Origin of the sequence: Paenibacillus sp. SZ31 (assembly GCF_012912005.1) — a bacterium.
Taxonomy (GTDB): domain Bacteria; phylum Bacillota; class Bacilli; order Paenibacillales; family Paenibacillaceae; genus Paenibacillus.
In genome coordinates this window covers 1-16,578 of record NZ_JABBEA010000007.1, presented here as the reverse complement: position 1 = coordinate 16,578, position 16,578 = coordinate 1, and the positions used below count along the sequence as shown (strand labels likewise).

Here is a 16,578-nt window from a genome sequence, read left to right as displayed (position 1 = left end):
CAGATGTCCAACTATAAAGAGTTATCTCCGTCCTTGCGGACCATTATGACCCCGGGACCCGTTGAGGTTGATCCACGTGTACTCAGAGCGTTATCCTTTCCAATCCTGGGTCAGTTTGACCCGGAGTTCACATCCTTGATGAACGAGACGATGGCGATGCTGCGTGAGTTATATATGACAGACAACGAGTGGTGTTATCCGGTAGATGGTACATCCCGTTCAGGGATTGAAGCTGTGTTGGTCAGTCTGATCCAGCCTGGTGACAAAGTTCTCGTCCCGATCTACGGTCGATTCGGACATCTGCTGGTTGAAATCTCGGAACGCTGTGGTGCCGAGGTTGTCTTTTTTGAAACGGAGTGGGGAACGGTATTTGATCCGGAAGAGGTGATCAAGGCGATCCATGCCCATAAACCGAGTCTGGTTGCGATGGTTCACGGTGAAACTTCCACCGGACAGATGCAGCCCCTTGCCGAGATTGGCAAAGCCTGTCGCGAGCTTGATATTTTACTCGTTGTAGATGCTGTGGCAACTATTGGTGGCACACCCGTGGAGACGGATGCCTGGCATCTGGATGCGGTGATGGGCGGCACGCAGAAATGCTTGTCCGTTCCTTCAGGAATGGCACCTCTCACGTACAACAGTCGTGTGGAGCAGAAGCTGATGAGCCGCAAAACAGTTGAACGCGGACTGCGGGATGCAACCAGTGCGCGGGCAGAAGGCCGCACCATTGCCAGCAATTATTTTGACCTGAGCCAATTGCAGGATTACTGGAGTTCGGCACGATTGAACCACCATACGGAGGCCACCTCCATGCTTTACGGTCTTCACGAAGGATTACGCATTCTGCTGCAAGAAGGGTTGGAGGCCAGGTTCCAGAGACATCTTGTGAATGAACGTGCATTGGTCGCCGGAATTCAGGGAATGGGACTGCAATTATATGGGGATATGTCCAGTAAACTTCCGGTGGTCACTTGTATTACTATTCCGGAGGGCATCGATGGTGAGTCGGTGCGCAGCATGTTGCTGAACGATTTCAGTATTGAGATCGCCAGTTCATTCGGCCCGTTGAAAGGGCAAATCTGGCGGATCGGTACGATGGGATTCAGTTGCCAACGCAAGAACGTACTTCATGTGCTGGGAGCGCTGGAAGCTGTTCTATTACGTCATCGTCACGTGTTACCAGCCGGTGAAGCGGTGCAGGCAGCGATGGATGTGTATGCAGGGAAGGAGGGCGCCTTATGTTAAACCAAATGCCAATCTCCAGAGAGGTCATGGTCACCTCTCCTCATTATCTGGCGAGTGCAGTGGGAAGTTCCATCCTCCAGCAAGGCGGGAATGCTTATGATGCCGCTGTTGCGGTCAGTGCAGCACTGGGTGTGGTATATCCGCATATGACCGGACTTGGTGGGGACGCCTTCTTCCTGATTCATGATGGAGCCAGCGGTGAGATTACCGCCTATAACGGAAGTGGTCGATCAGCCGCAGGCATTCATGCCGATACGTTCAAAGCGATGGGCATGAATGCCATCCCTCAGCGCGGTGTACTTAGTGCAATTACGGTTCCGGGAATGGTGGATGCTTGGTGGGAAGTATGGTCTCGGTACGGAAAGCTACCGTGGGAGCAATTGCTTGAACCTGCCGCGCAGTATGCAGAAAAAGGATGCCCTGTATCCCGAAATCTCCGCCTATGGATGGAAAGGGATGAAGATTTCATACTGGGTCATACACCGCTGCGAGCGGTATTTGCCCCTTCGGGTACACTTTTGCAGGAAGGAGAGCTGCTGATCCAGTCTGAACTCGCTAACTCCATTCGTCTGATTCAGACGGGAGGGCGAGATGCTTTTTATACAGGGGAGCTTGCGGATCGTCTGACCTCGGCTATTCGTGAGGATGGGGGCATGCTTGCCCCAGCAGACTTTGCAGGGCATTGTGGCGAGTGGGTGAAACCCGTTAGCACGGAGTATCGTGGCTATGAAGTTCATCAGATGCCGCCCAACTCGCAGGGATTCTCGATGCTGATGATGTTAAATATGCTGGAGCATACGGATCTGTCCTCTGTAGCACGTACCTCACCGGAATTCTATCATCTGATGGCGGAAGTGGTGAAAAAGGCGTTTCGTGATCGTGATCGTTATCTGACGGACCCTGATTTCAGGGACATTCCGCTGGATCTTCTGTTGTCCAAGAGTTACGGAGACCAATTGTGGAATGAGATTCAGTCTGCTCCACCTGTGGCACAACCATTTTTGTCTAAAACGATAGGTCAGGACACGGCGTATGCAGCGGTGGTTGATAGCGAAGGCAATGCAGTTTCATTCATCCAAAGCCTGTATTTTGACTTCGGTGCAGCGTATGTTCCGGGGGATACGGGGGTTATCATGCAGAACCGGGGGTCTTTTTTCTCCTTAGATCCGAGAGATGCCAACGTACTGGAACCGAACAAACGCTCATTCCATACCCTCATGCCGGGCCTCGTTACACGAGATGGCAAACCTTATATGCTCGTAGGTACGCAGGGAGGAGAAGGCCAGCCGCAGACACAATTATCGGTGCTTACCGGAGTGCTTGATTACGGGCTCAACATTCAGGAAGCGATCAGCCTGCCGCGTTGGGTGTACGGACGTACCTGGGGTGAAGAAGGCGATACGATGCGTGTGGAGAACCGATATCATGATGACGTATGTGCGACCCTTGCCCAGTGGGGACATAACGTTGAAGCCAGAGCACCATGGGACGGGATTATGGGACAGTCGCAAGGCATTGTCATTCGTGAGGATGGCATGATTAGCGGTGCAGCAGACCCCAGGGGCGATGGAATGGCTATTGGATGGTAACAGACAGCGATCGGAAGGTTAATCTGTCATCGGAGTACAAGTGTAAATATGTATGAGTTGAACTATATAGACAGACACAGATAGGGGAGATTGGCATGGGAACGATCCTGCTGAAAGGCGCACAGCTTGTGACGATGAATGCAGAAGAGGAAGTGTTCATCGGAGATCTATTGATCGAGGATAACAAAATCAAGGAGATTGCAGCTCACATCGACGTTGAGGCTGATCAGGTTATTGATGCTCGCGGCAAAGTGCTGTTACCAGGCTTTATCCAGACGCATATTCATCTGTGTCAGACCTTGTTCCGTGGACGTGCGGACGATCTGGAACTGATGGATTGGCTCCGTCAACGCATCTGGCCGCTGGAAGCAGCGCATGATGAGGAATCCGTCTATTATTCGGCAATGCTTGGACTCGGCGAATTGATCTCCAGTGGAACCACGACCATTCTGGATATGGAGACGGTACATCACACAGACTCGGCATTTCAGGCGATGGCACAGAGCGGCATTCGGGTCATTTCCGGCAAGGTGATGATGGATCATGGCGACGAGGTTCCGGAACCCCTGCGTGAGAATACAGCGACTTCGTTGCAACAGAGTGTGGATCTGCTGGAAAAATGGAACGGGTTTGGCGGAGGACGCATTCAGTATGCTTTCTGTCCACGCTTCGTAGTATCGTGTACCGAAGAATTGCTGGTAGAGGTGCGAGACCTGTCCAATAAATATCATGTCAAAGTCCACACCCATGCCTCCGAGAATCGTGGAGAGATCGAACTGGTAGAACATGAACGCGGAATGCGCAACATCGTATATCTCGATCATATTGGTTTGGCGACCCCAAGATTGGTGCTGGCCCACTGTGTATGGTTGAGTGAGGAAGAGAAGGAGATCATCCGCAAGCGCGGTGTCAAAGTCACTCACTGTCCTGGATCGAATATGAAGCTTTCCTCCGGGGTAGCCGATATTCCTGATCTGCTGAATCGTCAGATCGCGGTTGGGATTGGTGCCGATGGTGCCGCATGCAACAACAATCTGGATATGTTTCAGGAGATGCGCCTCACAGCGCTGATGCAGAAGATTCCTCATGGCCCAACGGTGATGGATGCACGGACGGTATTGCGCATGGCTACCATGGGTGGTGCTGAGGTGCTCGGCATGTCGAAGGAAATCGGCAGTCTCGAAGTGGGCAAAAAGGCAGATATGCTGCTGCTGGATCTGGATGATTTCCACACGTATCCTTCCTATGAGACGGATGTCTATTCCCGCGTGGTCTATTCTGCAACACGAAGCTGTGTGGACACCGTGATTATCGATGGAAGTATCGTGCTCAAAAATCGTAAGATTCAGACGATCGATCGTGGCATTGTGCTGCGTGAGTCGGATAAGAGCATTGCGAGATTAATGAAGCGCATCTGATCGAAGGAAGCTTATGCGATTCCAGAAAGGATGGAGACCGATATGGAAATGCATGATCTGTGTGCAATCGCAGCCCGTGAAACGCGCTGCGTGCTCGCAACAGCGATCAAGGTAGAGGGTCATGCTTACCGTAAGCAGGGAGTCTCTATGTTGTTGACTGAGGATGGAAAAATGGTTGGTAGTATCAGTCCGGGATGTCTGGAGAGTGATCTTCAGGCCCGGGTGAGCCATGTGCTGGATACGAAGCAGATGGAATTTGCGGAGTACGACATGCGTCCCGAGGATGATCTGTCCTGGGGGGAGACGATTGGCTGCGGCGGACTCGTTGTTGTGTTGCTTGAACCTGTGTGTGGTGAACTCCGAGATACGTTGCAGAAGATGCATGAGTGTTTGCAATCCGGGGCTACAACAGCATTAACCCGAACATTCCAAGATGATTATACGAAGGTTGAATATGACTGGAGACGGACTGAGCCTATGGAAAAGGGGTACCATCCAGTCTTGCGTCCTTCGCTCGTCCCTTCTCATGATCGCGTGAAGAATCATAATCTAGCACCATTTCAGGTTGATGAACAGTACAACGTAGGGGTGGCCAGGAATAAAAATATGGCTTCCACACAACATTCTCCGAATATACTTCGTCTTACGCTTGTGCCTGAAGTGGTACCTGCTGCGTCCAACGGTTCTCACTCTTCCCAACTATCCGCTGATTCACAACATACCTCTGAGGCTGAAATATCGACAAACGATGCGGTATCGACGAATCCCTGGGACCTCCCGAAGCAACTCACTTCGCTGTATACGCCTAAACCTCGCCTGATTATCATCGGAGCCGGGAATGATGTTATTCCTGTTGTCAGACTCGCCCGATCAGCAGGATTTCGTGTGGTGGTAGCCGATTGGCGAGAGTCCCTAATCAACTCGGAACGGTTCCCTGAAACCGAACTCGTGATGGGCTTCCCGCGGGAGATTATGCCTTTGTTAAACATGAACAAAGGAGATTATTTAATTTTGATGAGTCACAATTTTCCACGCGAACGTGAATTGCTGGAGATGGTAGTGGACTGTGAGTATGCGTATCTTGGCATCATGGGTTCCAAAACACGTACAGTCCGTCTGCTGGATGGCTTACCACCGATGAAATATGTGCATTCTCCCGTTGGTTTGGGTATCGGGGCAGAAGGTCCCGAAGAGATCGCCATCAGCATTGCAGCTGAATTGATCGCATGTAAACATAAGGTCTCCTCCTTGAGTTCCGAGGTGCAGAAGGGGAGCGTTGCGCATGCGAATGACGGGCATAGTTCTGGCAGCAGGTAAGAGTCGTCGTCTTGGTCGAGATAAACTCTCGGTTGTCATGCCTGATGGAAGGTCGCTGGCTGCATGGTCATTGGAAGCTGCGCTGAATTCGGAGTTGAATCAAGTGGTCTGTGTGGTCAAACCGGAAGATTCGTTGGCATGGCTACCTGTAAAATGGTTTGATTCTGCCACGTATGCCTATCATCCCACAGCGAGACTTCGAATTGTGGTCTGTGCTGACTATGCCTGCGGTATGGCCAATTCTCTTCATTCTGGCGTATTGTCTGCGATGGAATACAAACCGGAGGGCATTCTCATGTTACTGGGTGATCAGCCTTTATTAAAAGCGCAGGATATCAATCGGGTGAGCACAGCATTGGCTACCCACAGGCTGAGTGACTTTGTTGCAGCTACCGACGGTGAGGGAGGTAAGCCGCCTGTTGCTTTTCGCTCCCATATGTTCGGCCCTCTGTTGTCCTTGCATGGAGATGAGGGGGCACGTAAGATTATGCGCAGCGCTAACTATTCAGGTGTACATGTACCACTGTCTGAGACTAGTTTCTGGGATGCGGATACAGAGCCGGAATTGGAACGCATTCTGAATCATGTATACGAGTCGGAGCAGACAGACTAAATAACAGGAGAAGATTATTAACTATGTATAATTTAATAACATGATCAGGTCAGCCAGACAGTCTGGTTGGCCTATTTGTCTCCTTTTAACGTGTGGTGAAAGAGAGCCTGTGTTAGCTTTCGTTAGATCATGATGCATCAAGCACAAATGGAACGCAGGTTTTATACATTTATCCAAAACGATGTGAAGGGAATTGACGTTGTTGCTGAACTCTCATATGATTTGAAGAATTATCTGGATCAGACGGTTGAATTTCCTGCCCATGGAAGAGAGAGAAAGGGGATGCAGCGATGGTAATACCGGCATACGGTTCTGGAGCCATGCCATCGGTATGGCAGCCTGAGAATCTGCAAGAACTGCAAACGTTGAGAAGTAGACTGAAGGGAATATGTTGTTTTACGGCAGGTGGAACATTGCTGCGAACCCAGTGGGAAGGTGGCTTGATTCCAGCGCCTGAACACATGATTAGTCTGGGTCGTATTCCTGAAATGAGCGGTGTATCTATTCGTGGAGATGAGCTGGTCATTGGAGCCATGACGCGATTAAAGGAATGTGCTTCACAAGCATTGCTGCATCAACTGCCGATCCTGCAAGAAGCGGTGAATGCAATTGCTGCTCCTTCCATTCGAAATGTGGCAACCATTGGCGGGAATGTTGTATCCGGAGTGGGTGACACACTGACTGCTTTACTTGTACATGATGCGGAGCTGCACTGGTTGACTGACAGCGGCATCGAGATCCGCAGTGTGTCTTCCTGGCTTCAGGGTGGACGGGATGGCAGCCGTAATCCAGGGGACGTATTAATCTCGATTCATATTCCGATGAGACCGTCCTCTAAGCTTGATGTGGAAGGTGAGTACAGACCTGCTGCACGAGAAGTTTCCTTTTATCGCAAGCTGGGTCGACGGGAGACGTTCAGTGCATCGCTGGTGACGGTTGCGTTGTATGGAGAGATTGACTCGGATAACCGCTGGACCAAGATTGCGATTGCGGCTGGCGGGGGCTCAGGCATGGCGATGCGACTTCTGGAGTCAGAACAACAGCTTCTTGGTAGCGAAGCTTCTGTCATGCAAGCCGCGACTCTCGGAGCCACTGTAGCTAGCGAATTTATGACTTATAGCGATGCATTTGCAACAGAACATTATCGCAAGCAGACCGCAGGCAACATGCTTGGCGCCGGGCTATGGGAGGCACTTCACGAATAGAAGAATGGGATCAAACAAAGGGGGAGAAGGATCATGCTACTGAATCGGGAACAGAGCGGGAAACGCTGGCACCTGCGGCCAGATGGGGCACCCAAAGTAACAGGGCAGCTTCAATATCTGACAGATATGACGCTACCTGACATGATTCATGGCAGAGTATTACGAAGCGTATATCCTTATGCTCGTCTATTGTCTATAGATACTTCGGAAGCTGAGGCGTTGGAAGGTGTCTATGCGGTTCTGACCTCCAAAGATGTGCCTGGACTGAATCGTTTTGGTATTGCGACCCCGGATCAGCCAGTGTTCTGCGAGAATATGGTACGTTATGTCGGTGACGCCATTGCAGCGGTTGCTGCGGATTCCCCGGAACGTGCGGCACTTGCGCTGGATACGATCCGGGTAGTGTATGAGGAACTCACGCCGCTGGATAGTACAGACGCTGCCTTGGCCCCCGGCGCACCAGAGCTGCATGAGCATGGTCCAGGTAATGTGCTGCATCGCACGGAGATCAAACGTGGAGATGCCGAGCAAGCCTTTGCCACGTGTGATCATATCGTGACAGAGACGTATTATACGCCTCGCCAGATGCATGCTTACATGGAGACAGAAGGTGGCATGTTTGTCCCAGATGAAGAAGGAAGGCTGAATGTATACGCGGCAACGCAACATGGATATAAAGACCGGATGCAGCTTGCACGCATTATTGGCTGTCCTGAAGAAGATATCCGGGTGGTGTCTTCACCGATTGGTGGTTCATTTGGTGGAAAAGATGAACTCAACGTACAGCCCTATGGTGCATTGCTGGCCTTAAGATGCGGACGTCCTGTGAAAATGCATAATTCGCGCAAAGAATCCGTGCGTGCAGGGCTGAAACGGCATCCAATGAAAATTGAAATGCAGACCGGCATGAGTCGAGAAGGCATCATACAGGCGCATCGTGTCCGCATTACAGCCGATACGGGAGCGTATGCCACACTTGGCGCACCGGTGCTGAACTTCTGTACCGAGCATTGCCTTGGACCCTACGCCATTCCGAATGTAGATGTGGAAGGTGTGTCTGTGTATACGAATAATGGGCTGTCAGGTGAGTTTCGCGGATTTGGCGGAAACCAGGCTATTTTTGCCATGGAAGGCCAGATGGATCGGCTTGCAGAAATCATGAACATGGACCCTTGGGAGTTCCGCAGGCGCAATATGCGGGAAAAGAATGATCCCGGACCGCTGAATCAACGGATTTTGGTCACGGATGGACTGTCCCAAGTATGGGAGGCATTGGATCGCTCCGAACTGTGGCAAAAACATCAGCACCCTCCGGCAGATCCTGCTCTTCCTCCGTGGATCAAACGCGGAGTCGGAGCAGCCATCGCCATGCATGGTGCAGGGCTGGGTTACGGCATTCCGGACCCTGCGGGAGGCCGTCTGTCCCTGAATAACGAAGGCAAGATTGAGGTGGCGTTCAGCTACGAGGAATTTGGCCAGGGGCTCGTTGCAACACTGGAAATTATGTTATGTGATCTGTTCCAATGCAGTACATCGGATCTCAGTATCATCATTGGAGACACGGACCGTGTGCCACACAGCGGTTCAAGTACCGCTTCGCGTTCAACAACGATGGCATGGATGGCTCTGCAGCGGTTGCAGACTCCGTTTCGTTCCCGTGCTCTCGCTGTCGCGTCTGAAATGTCGGGCATTCCGGCGGATGAACTGGTAACAGGACCTGGTGGTATATGGCACACAGGCCAGCTTCCTGCCGACACTTCAGAACTAGAAACAGATGTGCAAAAGACAGGAAAGAGCGAGAAGGCTGAAAGAACTGAAGTGGCTGAGATCGTTGCTGGAGGGACTGAAAGTGCTCAAATTGCTGAAAGTTATTCAGGCGTATCTCAATACCAGGCGAAATTGGAAGCCCCATCAGGCTTTGTGGTCTCGTATGCTGAACTCGCGCTACGGGGTGAAGCTGATGAATGGATTTTCGATACAAAGTTCGATTACCCTACTACGCCGGACAATGTGGTAGGCGGGCATTATTTGTATACGTACGCGGCGGTTGCGGCAGAGGTGGAAGTGAATACCTTAACCGGGGAAACCAAGCTACTCGATACACGCCATGTTGTGGCGGCAGGCCCGGTTATCAACCCCATGGGTTACATTGGACAGATTGAAGGCGGCAGTGTCATGGCCCTTGGATTTACGTTGACCGAGGATGCGGTTATGCAGGACAGCCGCTATGTAACTACCAACCTCGATACGTATCTGATCCCAACCATTCGGGATATTCATACCAATCTGGAGGTTGAGGCTATTGAAGACTTGCCCGAAGGTGATTCATTTGGTCCGAGAGGCATTGGTGAGATTGGTTCCGTAGCGCTTGCGCCGGCCATTACAGCCGCAATTCATCAGGCGACAGGCGTGAGGGTCAACCGTCTTCCTGTACAGAGAGAACAACTGGTCAGACCTTTAAATGTACCTTTGCAGGAAGGAGTGAGTCCATCATGAGTAAACCGCTTGAAAACCACTGGACAGCCGTTGTAAATGGCGAACAGAAACATCTGGAGATCGCGCAAACGACCCGACTTGTCGATGTGCTTCGAACTCATTTACAACTAACGGGTACCAAAGTATCGTGCGAAGTCGGTCGCTGCGGCGCATGTATGGTTCTAATCGATGGAGAGCCCGTGAATTCCTGTCTTGTTATGGCTTATCAATGTGAAGGCAGTGATATTACGACCATTGAAGGTCTGCACGGCGAAGAGAAAGGTACTCTGCATCCGATTCAACAGGCTTTTGTGGAGGAAGGTGGTTTCCAGTGCGGCTACTGTACTCCGGGCATGGTGATCTCAACCAAGGCATTGCTGGATGCACATCCTGAGCCTTCACAAGATCAGATTGAAACAGGACTGTGCGGGAATCTATGTCGATGTACCGGATACGGGGGGATTATTCGGGCGGTACGCAAAGCAGGGGAACGTTGTGCGCTCACGGAAACATCTACCGAGGAAACCGTAAGTTGAGCCGGGACGCAGGCCGCAGACATAAACGAGGGCAATTGAAGAAACGTACTTGAAAAAGCATTCGAACAGGAATGCTTTTTTTTGTTGTTTATCAGGTTTTCTGCCAGATACACATCTAATGTGAAATGAAGTTTCATACGCTAATTTGATTAGATAATGAACCGTTTTCGTCAATCATCAAGTCGGGTGAGAGAAAGGAGGATAGATGTTTAAAAGGCTGGTATAAAAGAAGTTTTAACATTTGTATTCACCATATATTTACAAAAATTGATGCACATGCTATGTTTAATATGAAAGCGCCATCATGAATGGGTTCATTGACATTTCATTATCATATTTCACTTGGGAAGGAAGATGGAATTGATGAAAAATTTGCTCAAAAAGGCAACCGCAATGATGCTGGCATTGGCCCTACTTCTTGGATTAATGACAGCGCCCGTTCATGCAGACACACCACTGTTCACCATCGAAAGCGAAAATGCGCAGCTCACCCCGGATCTTCAAGTGGTCACTTCAATCTATGGACAACCGAAGCCCGGATTCTCAGGGACCGGATTTGTCTGGATGCAGAACTCTGGCACACTAACTTTCACCGTTACTGTCCCGGAAACCGGCATGTACGCGATCTCCACACGATATATGCAGGAGCTCAGTGCGGACGGAAGGTCTCAAAATTTAAACGTGAACGGAGTTACCAAGGGGGCATACATGCTGCCTTACACGACAACGTGGTCGGACTTTGATTTTGGCTTCCATAAGCTGAATCAGGGTGCCAACACCATCGAGCTAAAGGCGGGTTGGGGCTTCGCTTATTTTGACACGTTCACAGTGGATCATGCTGATCTGGATCCCCTGAATGTGCAGCCAGTTCTGACTGATCCAGAAGCTACACCGGAAACTCAAATTTTGATGAATTATTTAACAGATGTATACGGAAACAACATCATCTCAGGTCAGCAAGAGATCTATGGAGGAGGAAATGACGGAGATACAGAGCTTGAATTCGAGTGGATTCATGATCTTACCGGAAAGTATCCGGCTATCCGTGGTTTTGACTTGATGAACTATAATCCGTTGTATGGTTGGGAGGACGGTACAACCGATCGCATGATTGATTGGGTGAATAACCGTGAAGGCATTGCAACAGCTTCCTGGCATATCAATGTGCCTCGTAATTTCAATACGTATGAGCTTGGGGACTTTGTCGATTGGAAAGAAGCTACCTACAAGCCAACAGAAACGAATTTTAATACAGCGAATGCGGTAATTCCCGGTACGAAAGAGTATCAATACGTGATGATGACCATCGAGGATCTGGCAGAACAATTGCTGATTTTGCAAGATAACGATGTGCCAGTGCTGTTCCGTCCGTATCATGAAGCAGAAGGCAACGGCGGGCTGAACGGGGAAGGTGCATGGTTCTGGTGGGCTTCGGCAGGCGCAGAAGTGTACAAAGAGCTATGGGATCTGCTTTATACCGAACTGACCGAGACGTATGGCTTGCATAATCTGATCTGGACCTACAACAGCTACGTATACAGTACTTCTCCTGCCTGGTATCCGGGCGATGATCAGGTAGATCTTGTCGGATATGATAAATACAATACGATCTACAACCGTTATGACGGTTTATCTGGCGTACCGAATGAGGATGCGATTACCTCGATTTTCTATAAGCTTGTTGAATTGACAGGTGGTACGAAAATGGTTGCCATGACGGAGAACGACACGATTCCAAGCGTGAAGAATCTTACAGAGGAGAAATCAGGATGGCTGTACTTCTGCCCTTGGTATGGCGAGCATCTGATGAGTTCTGCTTTTAACTACCCGGCAACTTTGAAAACGCTTTATCAAAGCGATTATGTCATTACGTTGGATGAACTGCCGAATCTAAAGGTAAACAATCCCAACCCCAGTGCATCCATCACACCTGTAAATGTTGAATTTGACAAATACACACCCATTCAAAGCGATAAAACCGTAACGGTAAATGCGAACGGAAATACGCTGACTGCTCTTCGGGCAGGCACCAATGCGTTGACCGCAACGACGGACTATACCTTGAACGGAAGCACATTGCTGCTGAAAAAAGCTTACCTGGCAACTCTGCCAGTTGGCGAACATTCGATTGTGCTGGATTTTAATCAAGGTCAGGACCCTGTGTTAAAAGTCAAAATTGTGGATTCAACACCGAGTACGAATGCTTCGATTTCTCCTGTGAATGCAACATTTGATAAAGCGACGAATCCCGCGCAGGATATTAGTGTATCTCTCACCTTAAATGGCCGTCAGCTCACAAGCATCACGAAGGGGAATGTTACGCTTGTATCAGGTCAGAATTATACAGCGTCCAGCTCTGCTGTTGTTTTGAACAAATCCTACCTCGCTACGCTGCCCTTGGGCCAGAATGTATTGACCTTTCACTTCAATGGAGGAAATAACGCTGTGCTTACGGTGAACGTGGTAGATAGCACGGTTACTGTGCCAGCAGGGGATTTGACGATTCAAGCTTTTAACGGCAATACAAGTGCATCGACCAACGGAATCTCACCCAAATTCAAATTGGTCAACTCTGGTAATTCGACCATCTCGTTGAGTGATGTAAAACTCCGGTATTACTATACGATCGACGGGGAAGAAGCTCAGAGTTTCTGGTCCGACTGGGCCAGTATGGGCAGTGCGAATGTAACCAGCAATTTCGTTAAACTGGCGACTCCAGTTGCCGGAGCCGATCATTATCTTGAAGTGGGCTTTACAAATGCTGCGGGAACGCTGAATGCAGGCCAGAGCGCTGAGCTTCAAGCTCGTTTTTCCAAAAACAATTGGACGAATTATACTCAGACTAACGATTACTCGTTCAAGGCATCCGGTAGTCAGTTCGCAAACCATGATAAGGTTACCGGGTATGTGAATGGTCAGTTGGTATGGGGAATTGAGCCGTAAGGAAGAATGAACGGTTGATGGGCTGGATCAGGGGTTGGACCTCTGATTCAGCCTTTTATTGTGTAGACGGTATACACCGCGATTAGACGGAATGTTCTTTTTCACGTGTAGTATGTGTGGATGTATCCTTGTCTGTTAATATGCGATCTATTATCTTTTTCGTATGCCCCATGATGAACTGAAGGAGCAGACCTGCACAACATACGGTTAGCAATGTTCCAAGCCCAATCGGCCCACCGAGCAGAAACGCCAGGATCAAAAATACAAAGTAAATCAATGTTCTCGATATAAATAATGGAGTTTGAGTGATTTCGTGCAGAATTAATGTTAAGCGGTCAATCGGAATGGGTGCGAAATTGGTCTGTAAATAGATGGCCGTGCCGATACTTATGATCACTAAACCAATGACAAAAGTTATTAATTGGCTGTACCAAACTTCGGGTGTGATCAAAGAATGAGATACATAAAGCCATATATCGATCCCCACACCTGTAATGAATGCGGTGACGAGCCCCAGAAACTCGGGTTTTTGCTGCTTCAAAAGCGCATTGCATCCTATTAATAGGAAAGCAATGATGACTTCCCAGCTTCCTACACTTAGCCCTACATGATGGGACAGCCCTACCAGAAGTGCGTCAAACGGTGAGGTCCCCAGTTCAGATTGAATGGTAAGGGAAATACCAAGCGTTAAGATGAGAATACCTGAGACAAAAAGCACATATTTCAAATCATTCAACCTCTTCTTTTATATTATGTTGCAAATACAACAAAATTGAGTTAGATTCAATGTAATCCTTTTTTATTGCATTTGCAACAAATAATTAACTTGCTAAAGGAATGTGATGATAGATGACGATTCGTATAGAGATATGTACGGTTGAACATGTATGTGAACTGCAGGAGATTAGTTATGAGACGTTTAATGAAACATTTAAAGCGCAAAATTCACCTGAAAATATGAAAGCTTATCTGGAAAAGGCGTTTGGTCTGGAACAATTAGAGACCGAACTTTCCATTGCGGATTCACAATTTCTTTTTATTTACGTCAACCATAAAGTGGCAGGGTACATGAAGGTGAATATCAATGATGCTCAGTCTGAGAAGATGGGGGAGGAATCCCTTGAGATCGAGCGGGTGTACATTAAGAAAGTGTTCCAAAAACATGGGCTTGGTAAAGTACTGCTCCATAAAGCCATAGAGATGGCAATTGAACATGACAAAAGGAATATTTGGTTAGGCGTGTGGGAGAAAAATGAAAATGCCATCGCATTTTACGAAAAGATGGGATTTGTTCAGACCGGAGCCCATACCTTTGTTATGGGAGATGAGGAACAGATTGATTTTATAATGACCAAAACGATACTGTAACGGGATCATCGAGGGAAAAGCCTGAGCGAAAATATGCTGAATGCAGAATTTCTTTTGGGCTTTTTTATCTTTTGCCAGAACCGATGAATCATAAAATGAAGAAATTGCGGGAAATTAATACATAATAAATATTATGTAAACTTATTATTTTCGATGACCATCATAAGCTGCATCTATGGCATTTGTAAGAGCTAAAGGCCTGATTAATACATAAATGACATCCAAATTTAGCTTGATAACATTGAAAGCGGCAGGTTGATCTCAATACATATCATTACAATCTATTAGCTTATTTCTGGGTTTGTAGAGCCAAGCGAAAATCGTTTTCGCTCGTAGTCAGTCGGAGATGGTTTCTTTCTTAATAATCACCTTAAAAGCTGTATATCCCTTATGTTAAAAGAACTTATTGTGCATGAAATGGGTGTCTAAATTCACGATGTTAAATAATATGGATTTTTATATTGTAAATGGGAATTTAAATTAATATTTAAGGTGAAAAAGTGGACAGGTTGTAATGTTAAACCCAGTCGAAAAAGAAGTGAAATCAATCAAAATATGAATTGGATAAATAAGGGATTAATTGCCGGAAAGGCGCTTCTACGCCGATTATAGATCAATTTCATATGGATTTGCGATGGATTTAGTACCGCTTTCACGTTATGCTTTTGGAAATTGGAAAGGAAGTGGGAAAAATGGAACGCGAACTGGCGTTGGAAATTGTCAGAGTAACAGAATTGGCTGCGTTAGCTTCAGCACCCTGGATGGGACGAGGCGATAAGAACAGTGCAGATGAAGCGGCTACTTTGGCCATGCGCGCCATGTTCGATTCCGTGTCTATTCGCGGCACGGTGGTAATCGGTGAAGGGGAAATGGATGAAGCACCCATGTTGTACATCGGCGAGGAAGTGGGCAACGCTGAGGGCCCTGAGGTTGACGTGGCTGTAGACCCGCTCGAAGGTACAGAAATCGTGGCCAAAGGACTGAACAACGCTCTATCGGTTATTGCAGTGGCGGGAAAAGGTAACCTGCTCCACGCACCGGACATGTATATGGAGAAACTGGCGGTAGGCCCTGCGCTTGTAGGCAAGGTCAGCATTGAAGAGCCCGTTGAAGTCACCCTGGAGAAAGCAGCTGCTGCATTGAACAAAAACATCTCGGACCTCACTGTGATGATTCTGGATCGTGTGAGACACGAAAGTACAATCAAGACTCTGCGCAAGGTTGGTGTTCGGATCAAGTTCCTCAGTGACGGTGATGTTGCGGGTGCGATGGCACCGGCCTTCCCGGAGGCGGGCATTGATCTGTATGTGGGGTCTGGCGGAGCACCGGAAGGTGTGCTGGCTGCAGCTGCATTGTCCTGCCTTGGAGGCGAAATTCAAGGTCGCCTGATGCCTGCCAACGCGGACGAATTCCAACGCTGCCTGCAGATGGGGATCGATAATCCCTACAAAGTGTTAACGATGCAGGATATGATCGGCACGGAGGACGTTATTTTTGCCGCAACGGGTGTGACGCCAGGTGAGATTCTGGGAGGAGTACGTTATCTTGCGGATGATCGGGCCGAGACCGATTCGATTGTTATGCGTGCCAAAACCAAAACAATTCGATTCATTCGTTCCCAACACTTCCTGCCGAACAAAGAAGTGTTGCACAAAGTAAGACAGCTGCAATCCACGCCAGAACCATCGGACCGCATTCCGAGTCATGTAAAAACGTTGGAACAGGCTGAATTTAGTCAATCCTCCGTTGATCAAGGCGTAACAACGACATTGTGATTGGTTCTTATTAGTAGGACGGATTGTCAAACCAAGTGCGACAGTTCTTCTGCGAAAGATTCGTGAGCGGTCTTCCAACCCAAGCATTTTCGTG

General features: G+C 48.7%; 12 protein-coding genes. 11 read left to right on the top strand and 1 reads right to left on the bottom strand.

Annotation, left to right across the window (positions count from 1 at the left end; genetic code table 11):
* Positions 1 to 3: 3 nt before the first annotated feature.
* The 9 genes from HF638_RS15200 (at position 4) to HF638_RS15160 (ending at position 13,341) form a co-directional block, all read left to right on the top strand.
* Positions 4 to 1,245 carry a pyridoxal-phosphate-dependent aminotransferase family protein gene (locus HF638_RS15200; RefSeq protein WP_169480962.1) on the top strand — a complete coding sequence of 414 codons (1,242 nt, stop codon included), beginning with the start codon at positions 4 to 6 and terminating at the stop codon, positions 1,243 to 1,245.
* The gene (gene ggt, locus HF638_RS15195; RefSeq protein ID WP_169480961.1) at positions 1,239 to 2,834 is read left to right on the top strand and encodes a gamma-glutamyltransferase; all 1,596 of its coding nucleotides are present in this window, start codon (positions 1,239 to 1,241) and stop codon (positions 2,832 to 2,834) included. Before HF638_RS15200 ends, ggt begins: the two co-directional genes overlap by 7 nt.
* A 95-nt stretch (positions 2,835 to 2,929) precedes the next feature.
* Entirely contained in the window at positions 2,930 to 4,252 is a 1,323-nt protein-coding gene (locus tag HF638_RS15190; RefSeq protein WP_169480960.1) for a 5'-deoxyadenosine deaminase, read from the top strand.
* A gap of 42 nt (positions 4,253 to 4,294) precedes the next feature.
* The gene (locus HF638_RS15185) at positions 4,295 to 5,569 is read left to right on the top strand and encodes an XdhC family protein (protein ID WP_169480959.1); all 1,275 of its coding nucleotides are present in this window, start codon (positions 4,295 to 4,297) and stop codon (positions 5,567 to 5,569) included.
* Complete coding sequence (locus tag HF638_RS15180; RefSeq protein ID WP_169480958.1) at positions 5,541 to 6,182, top strand: nucleotidyltransferase family protein; 642 nt, start codon at positions 5,541 to 5,543, stop codon at positions 6,180 to 6,182. The genes HF638_RS15185 and HF638_RS15180 overlap by 29 nt, the downstream gene beginning before the upstream one ends.
* A 290-nt stretch (positions 6,183 to 6,472) precedes the next feature.
* A complete protein-coding gene (locus HF638_RS15175; protein ID WP_169480957.1) occupies positions 6,473 to 7,387 on the top strand; it encodes an FAD binding domain-containing protein in 915 nt (304 codons plus the stop codon).
* A 33-nt stretch (positions 7,388 to 7,420) separates the two neighbouring features.
* Positions 7,421 to 9,883 (top strand): molybdopterin cofactor-binding domain-containing protein, encoded by a 2,463-nt coding sequence (locus HF638_RS15170; protein WP_169480956.1) that lies wholly within the window; start codon positions 7,421 to 7,423, stop codon positions 9,881 to 9,883.
* Complete coding sequence (locus HF638_RS15165; protein WP_169480955.1) at positions 9,880 to 10,398, top strand: (2Fe-2S)-binding protein; 519 nt, start codon at positions 9,880 to 9,882, stop codon at positions 10,396 to 10,398. Before HF638_RS15170 ends, HF638_RS15165 begins: the two co-directional genes overlap by 4 nt.
* A 363-nt stretch (positions 10,399 to 10,761) precedes the next feature.
* Positions 10,762 to 13,341 carry a glycosyl hydrolase gene (locus HF638_RS15160; protein ID WP_169480954.1) on the top strand — a complete coding sequence of 860 codons (2,580 nt, stop codon included), beginning with the start codon at positions 10,762 to 10,764 and terminating at the stop codon, positions 13,339 to 13,341.
* Between the two features lie 82 nt (positions 13,342 to 13,423).
* Here HF638_RS15160 and HF638_RS15155 read toward each other — a convergent pair whose 3' ends face one another.
* Positions 13,424 to 14,068, bottom strand: a complete 645-nt coding sequence (locus HF638_RS15155; RefSeq protein WP_169480953.1) for a YczE/YyaS/YitT family protein — start codon at positions 14,066 to 14,068, stop codon at positions 13,424 to 13,426.
* Between the two features lie 122 nt (positions 14,069 to 14,190).
* On the opposite strand from HF638_RS15155, the gene paiA reads away from it, so the two are divergent.
* Together paiA and glpX are read left to right on the top strand one after the other, a co-directional pair.
* Complete coding sequence (gene paiA / locus HF638_RS15150; RefSeq protein ID WP_169480952.1) at positions 14,191 to 14,709, top strand: spermidine/spermine N(1)-acetyltransferase; 519 nt, start codon at positions 14,191 to 14,193, stop codon at positions 14,707 to 14,709.
* Positions 14,710 to 15,401: 692 nt separating this feature from the next.
* Positions 15,402 to 16,484 (top strand): class II fructose-bisphosphatase, encoded by a 1,083-nt coding sequence (gene glpX / locus HF638_RS15145; RefSeq protein WP_169480951.1) that lies wholly within the window; start codon positions 15,402 to 15,404, stop codon positions 16,482 to 16,484.
* The last annotated feature ends 94 nt before the right edge of the window (positions 16,485 to 16,578 follow it).

What these genes read in the sequence shown, in the direction of transcription:
- HF638_RS15160 (WP_169480954.1), top strand. Translation starts at nt 10,762, where the DNA reads ATGAAAAATTTGCTCAAAAAGGCAACCGCAATGATGCTGGCATTGGCC.
- glpX (WP_169480951.1), top strand. Translation starts at nt 15,402, where the DNA reads ATGGAACGCGAACTGGCGTTGGAAATTGTCAGAGTAACAGAATTGGCT.
- HF638_RS15180 (WP_169480958.1), top strand. Translation starts at nt 5,541, where the DNA reads ATGACGGGCATAGTTCTGGCAGCAGGTAAGAGTCGTCGTCTTGGTCGA.
- HF638_RS15165 (WP_169480955.1), top strand. Translation starts at nt 9,880, where the DNA reads ATGAGTAAACCGCTTGAAAACCACTGGACAGCCGTTGTAAATGGCGAA.
- HF638_RS15185 (WP_169480959.1), top strand. Translation starts at nt 4,295, where the DNA reads ATGGAAATGCATGATCTGTGTGCAATCGCAGCCCGTGAAACGCGCTGC.
- paiA (WP_169480952.1), top strand. Translation starts at nt 14,191, where the DNA reads ATGACGATTCGTATAGAGATATGTACGGTTGAACATGTATGTGAACTG.
- HF638_RS15200 (WP_169480962.1), top strand. Translation starts at nt 4, where the DNA reads ATGTCCAACTATAAAGAGTTATCTCCGTCCTTGCGGACCATTATGACC.
- HF638_RS15190 (WP_169480960.1), top strand. Translation starts at nt 2,930, where the DNA reads ATGGGAACGATCCTGCTGAAAGGCGCACAGCTTGTGACGATGAATGCA.
- HF638_RS15175 (WP_169480957.1), top strand. Translation starts at nt 6,473, where the DNA reads ATGGTAATACCGGCATACGGTTCTGGAGCCATGCCATCGGTATGGCAG.
- HF638_RS15170 (WP_169480956.1), top strand. Translation starts at nt 7,421, where the DNA reads ATGCTACTGAATCGGGAACAGAGCGGGAAACGCTGGCACCTGCGGCCA.
- ggt (WP_169480961.1), top strand. Translation starts at nt 1,239, where the DNA reads ATGTTAAACCAAATGCCAATCTCCAGAGAGGTCATGGTCACCTCTCCT.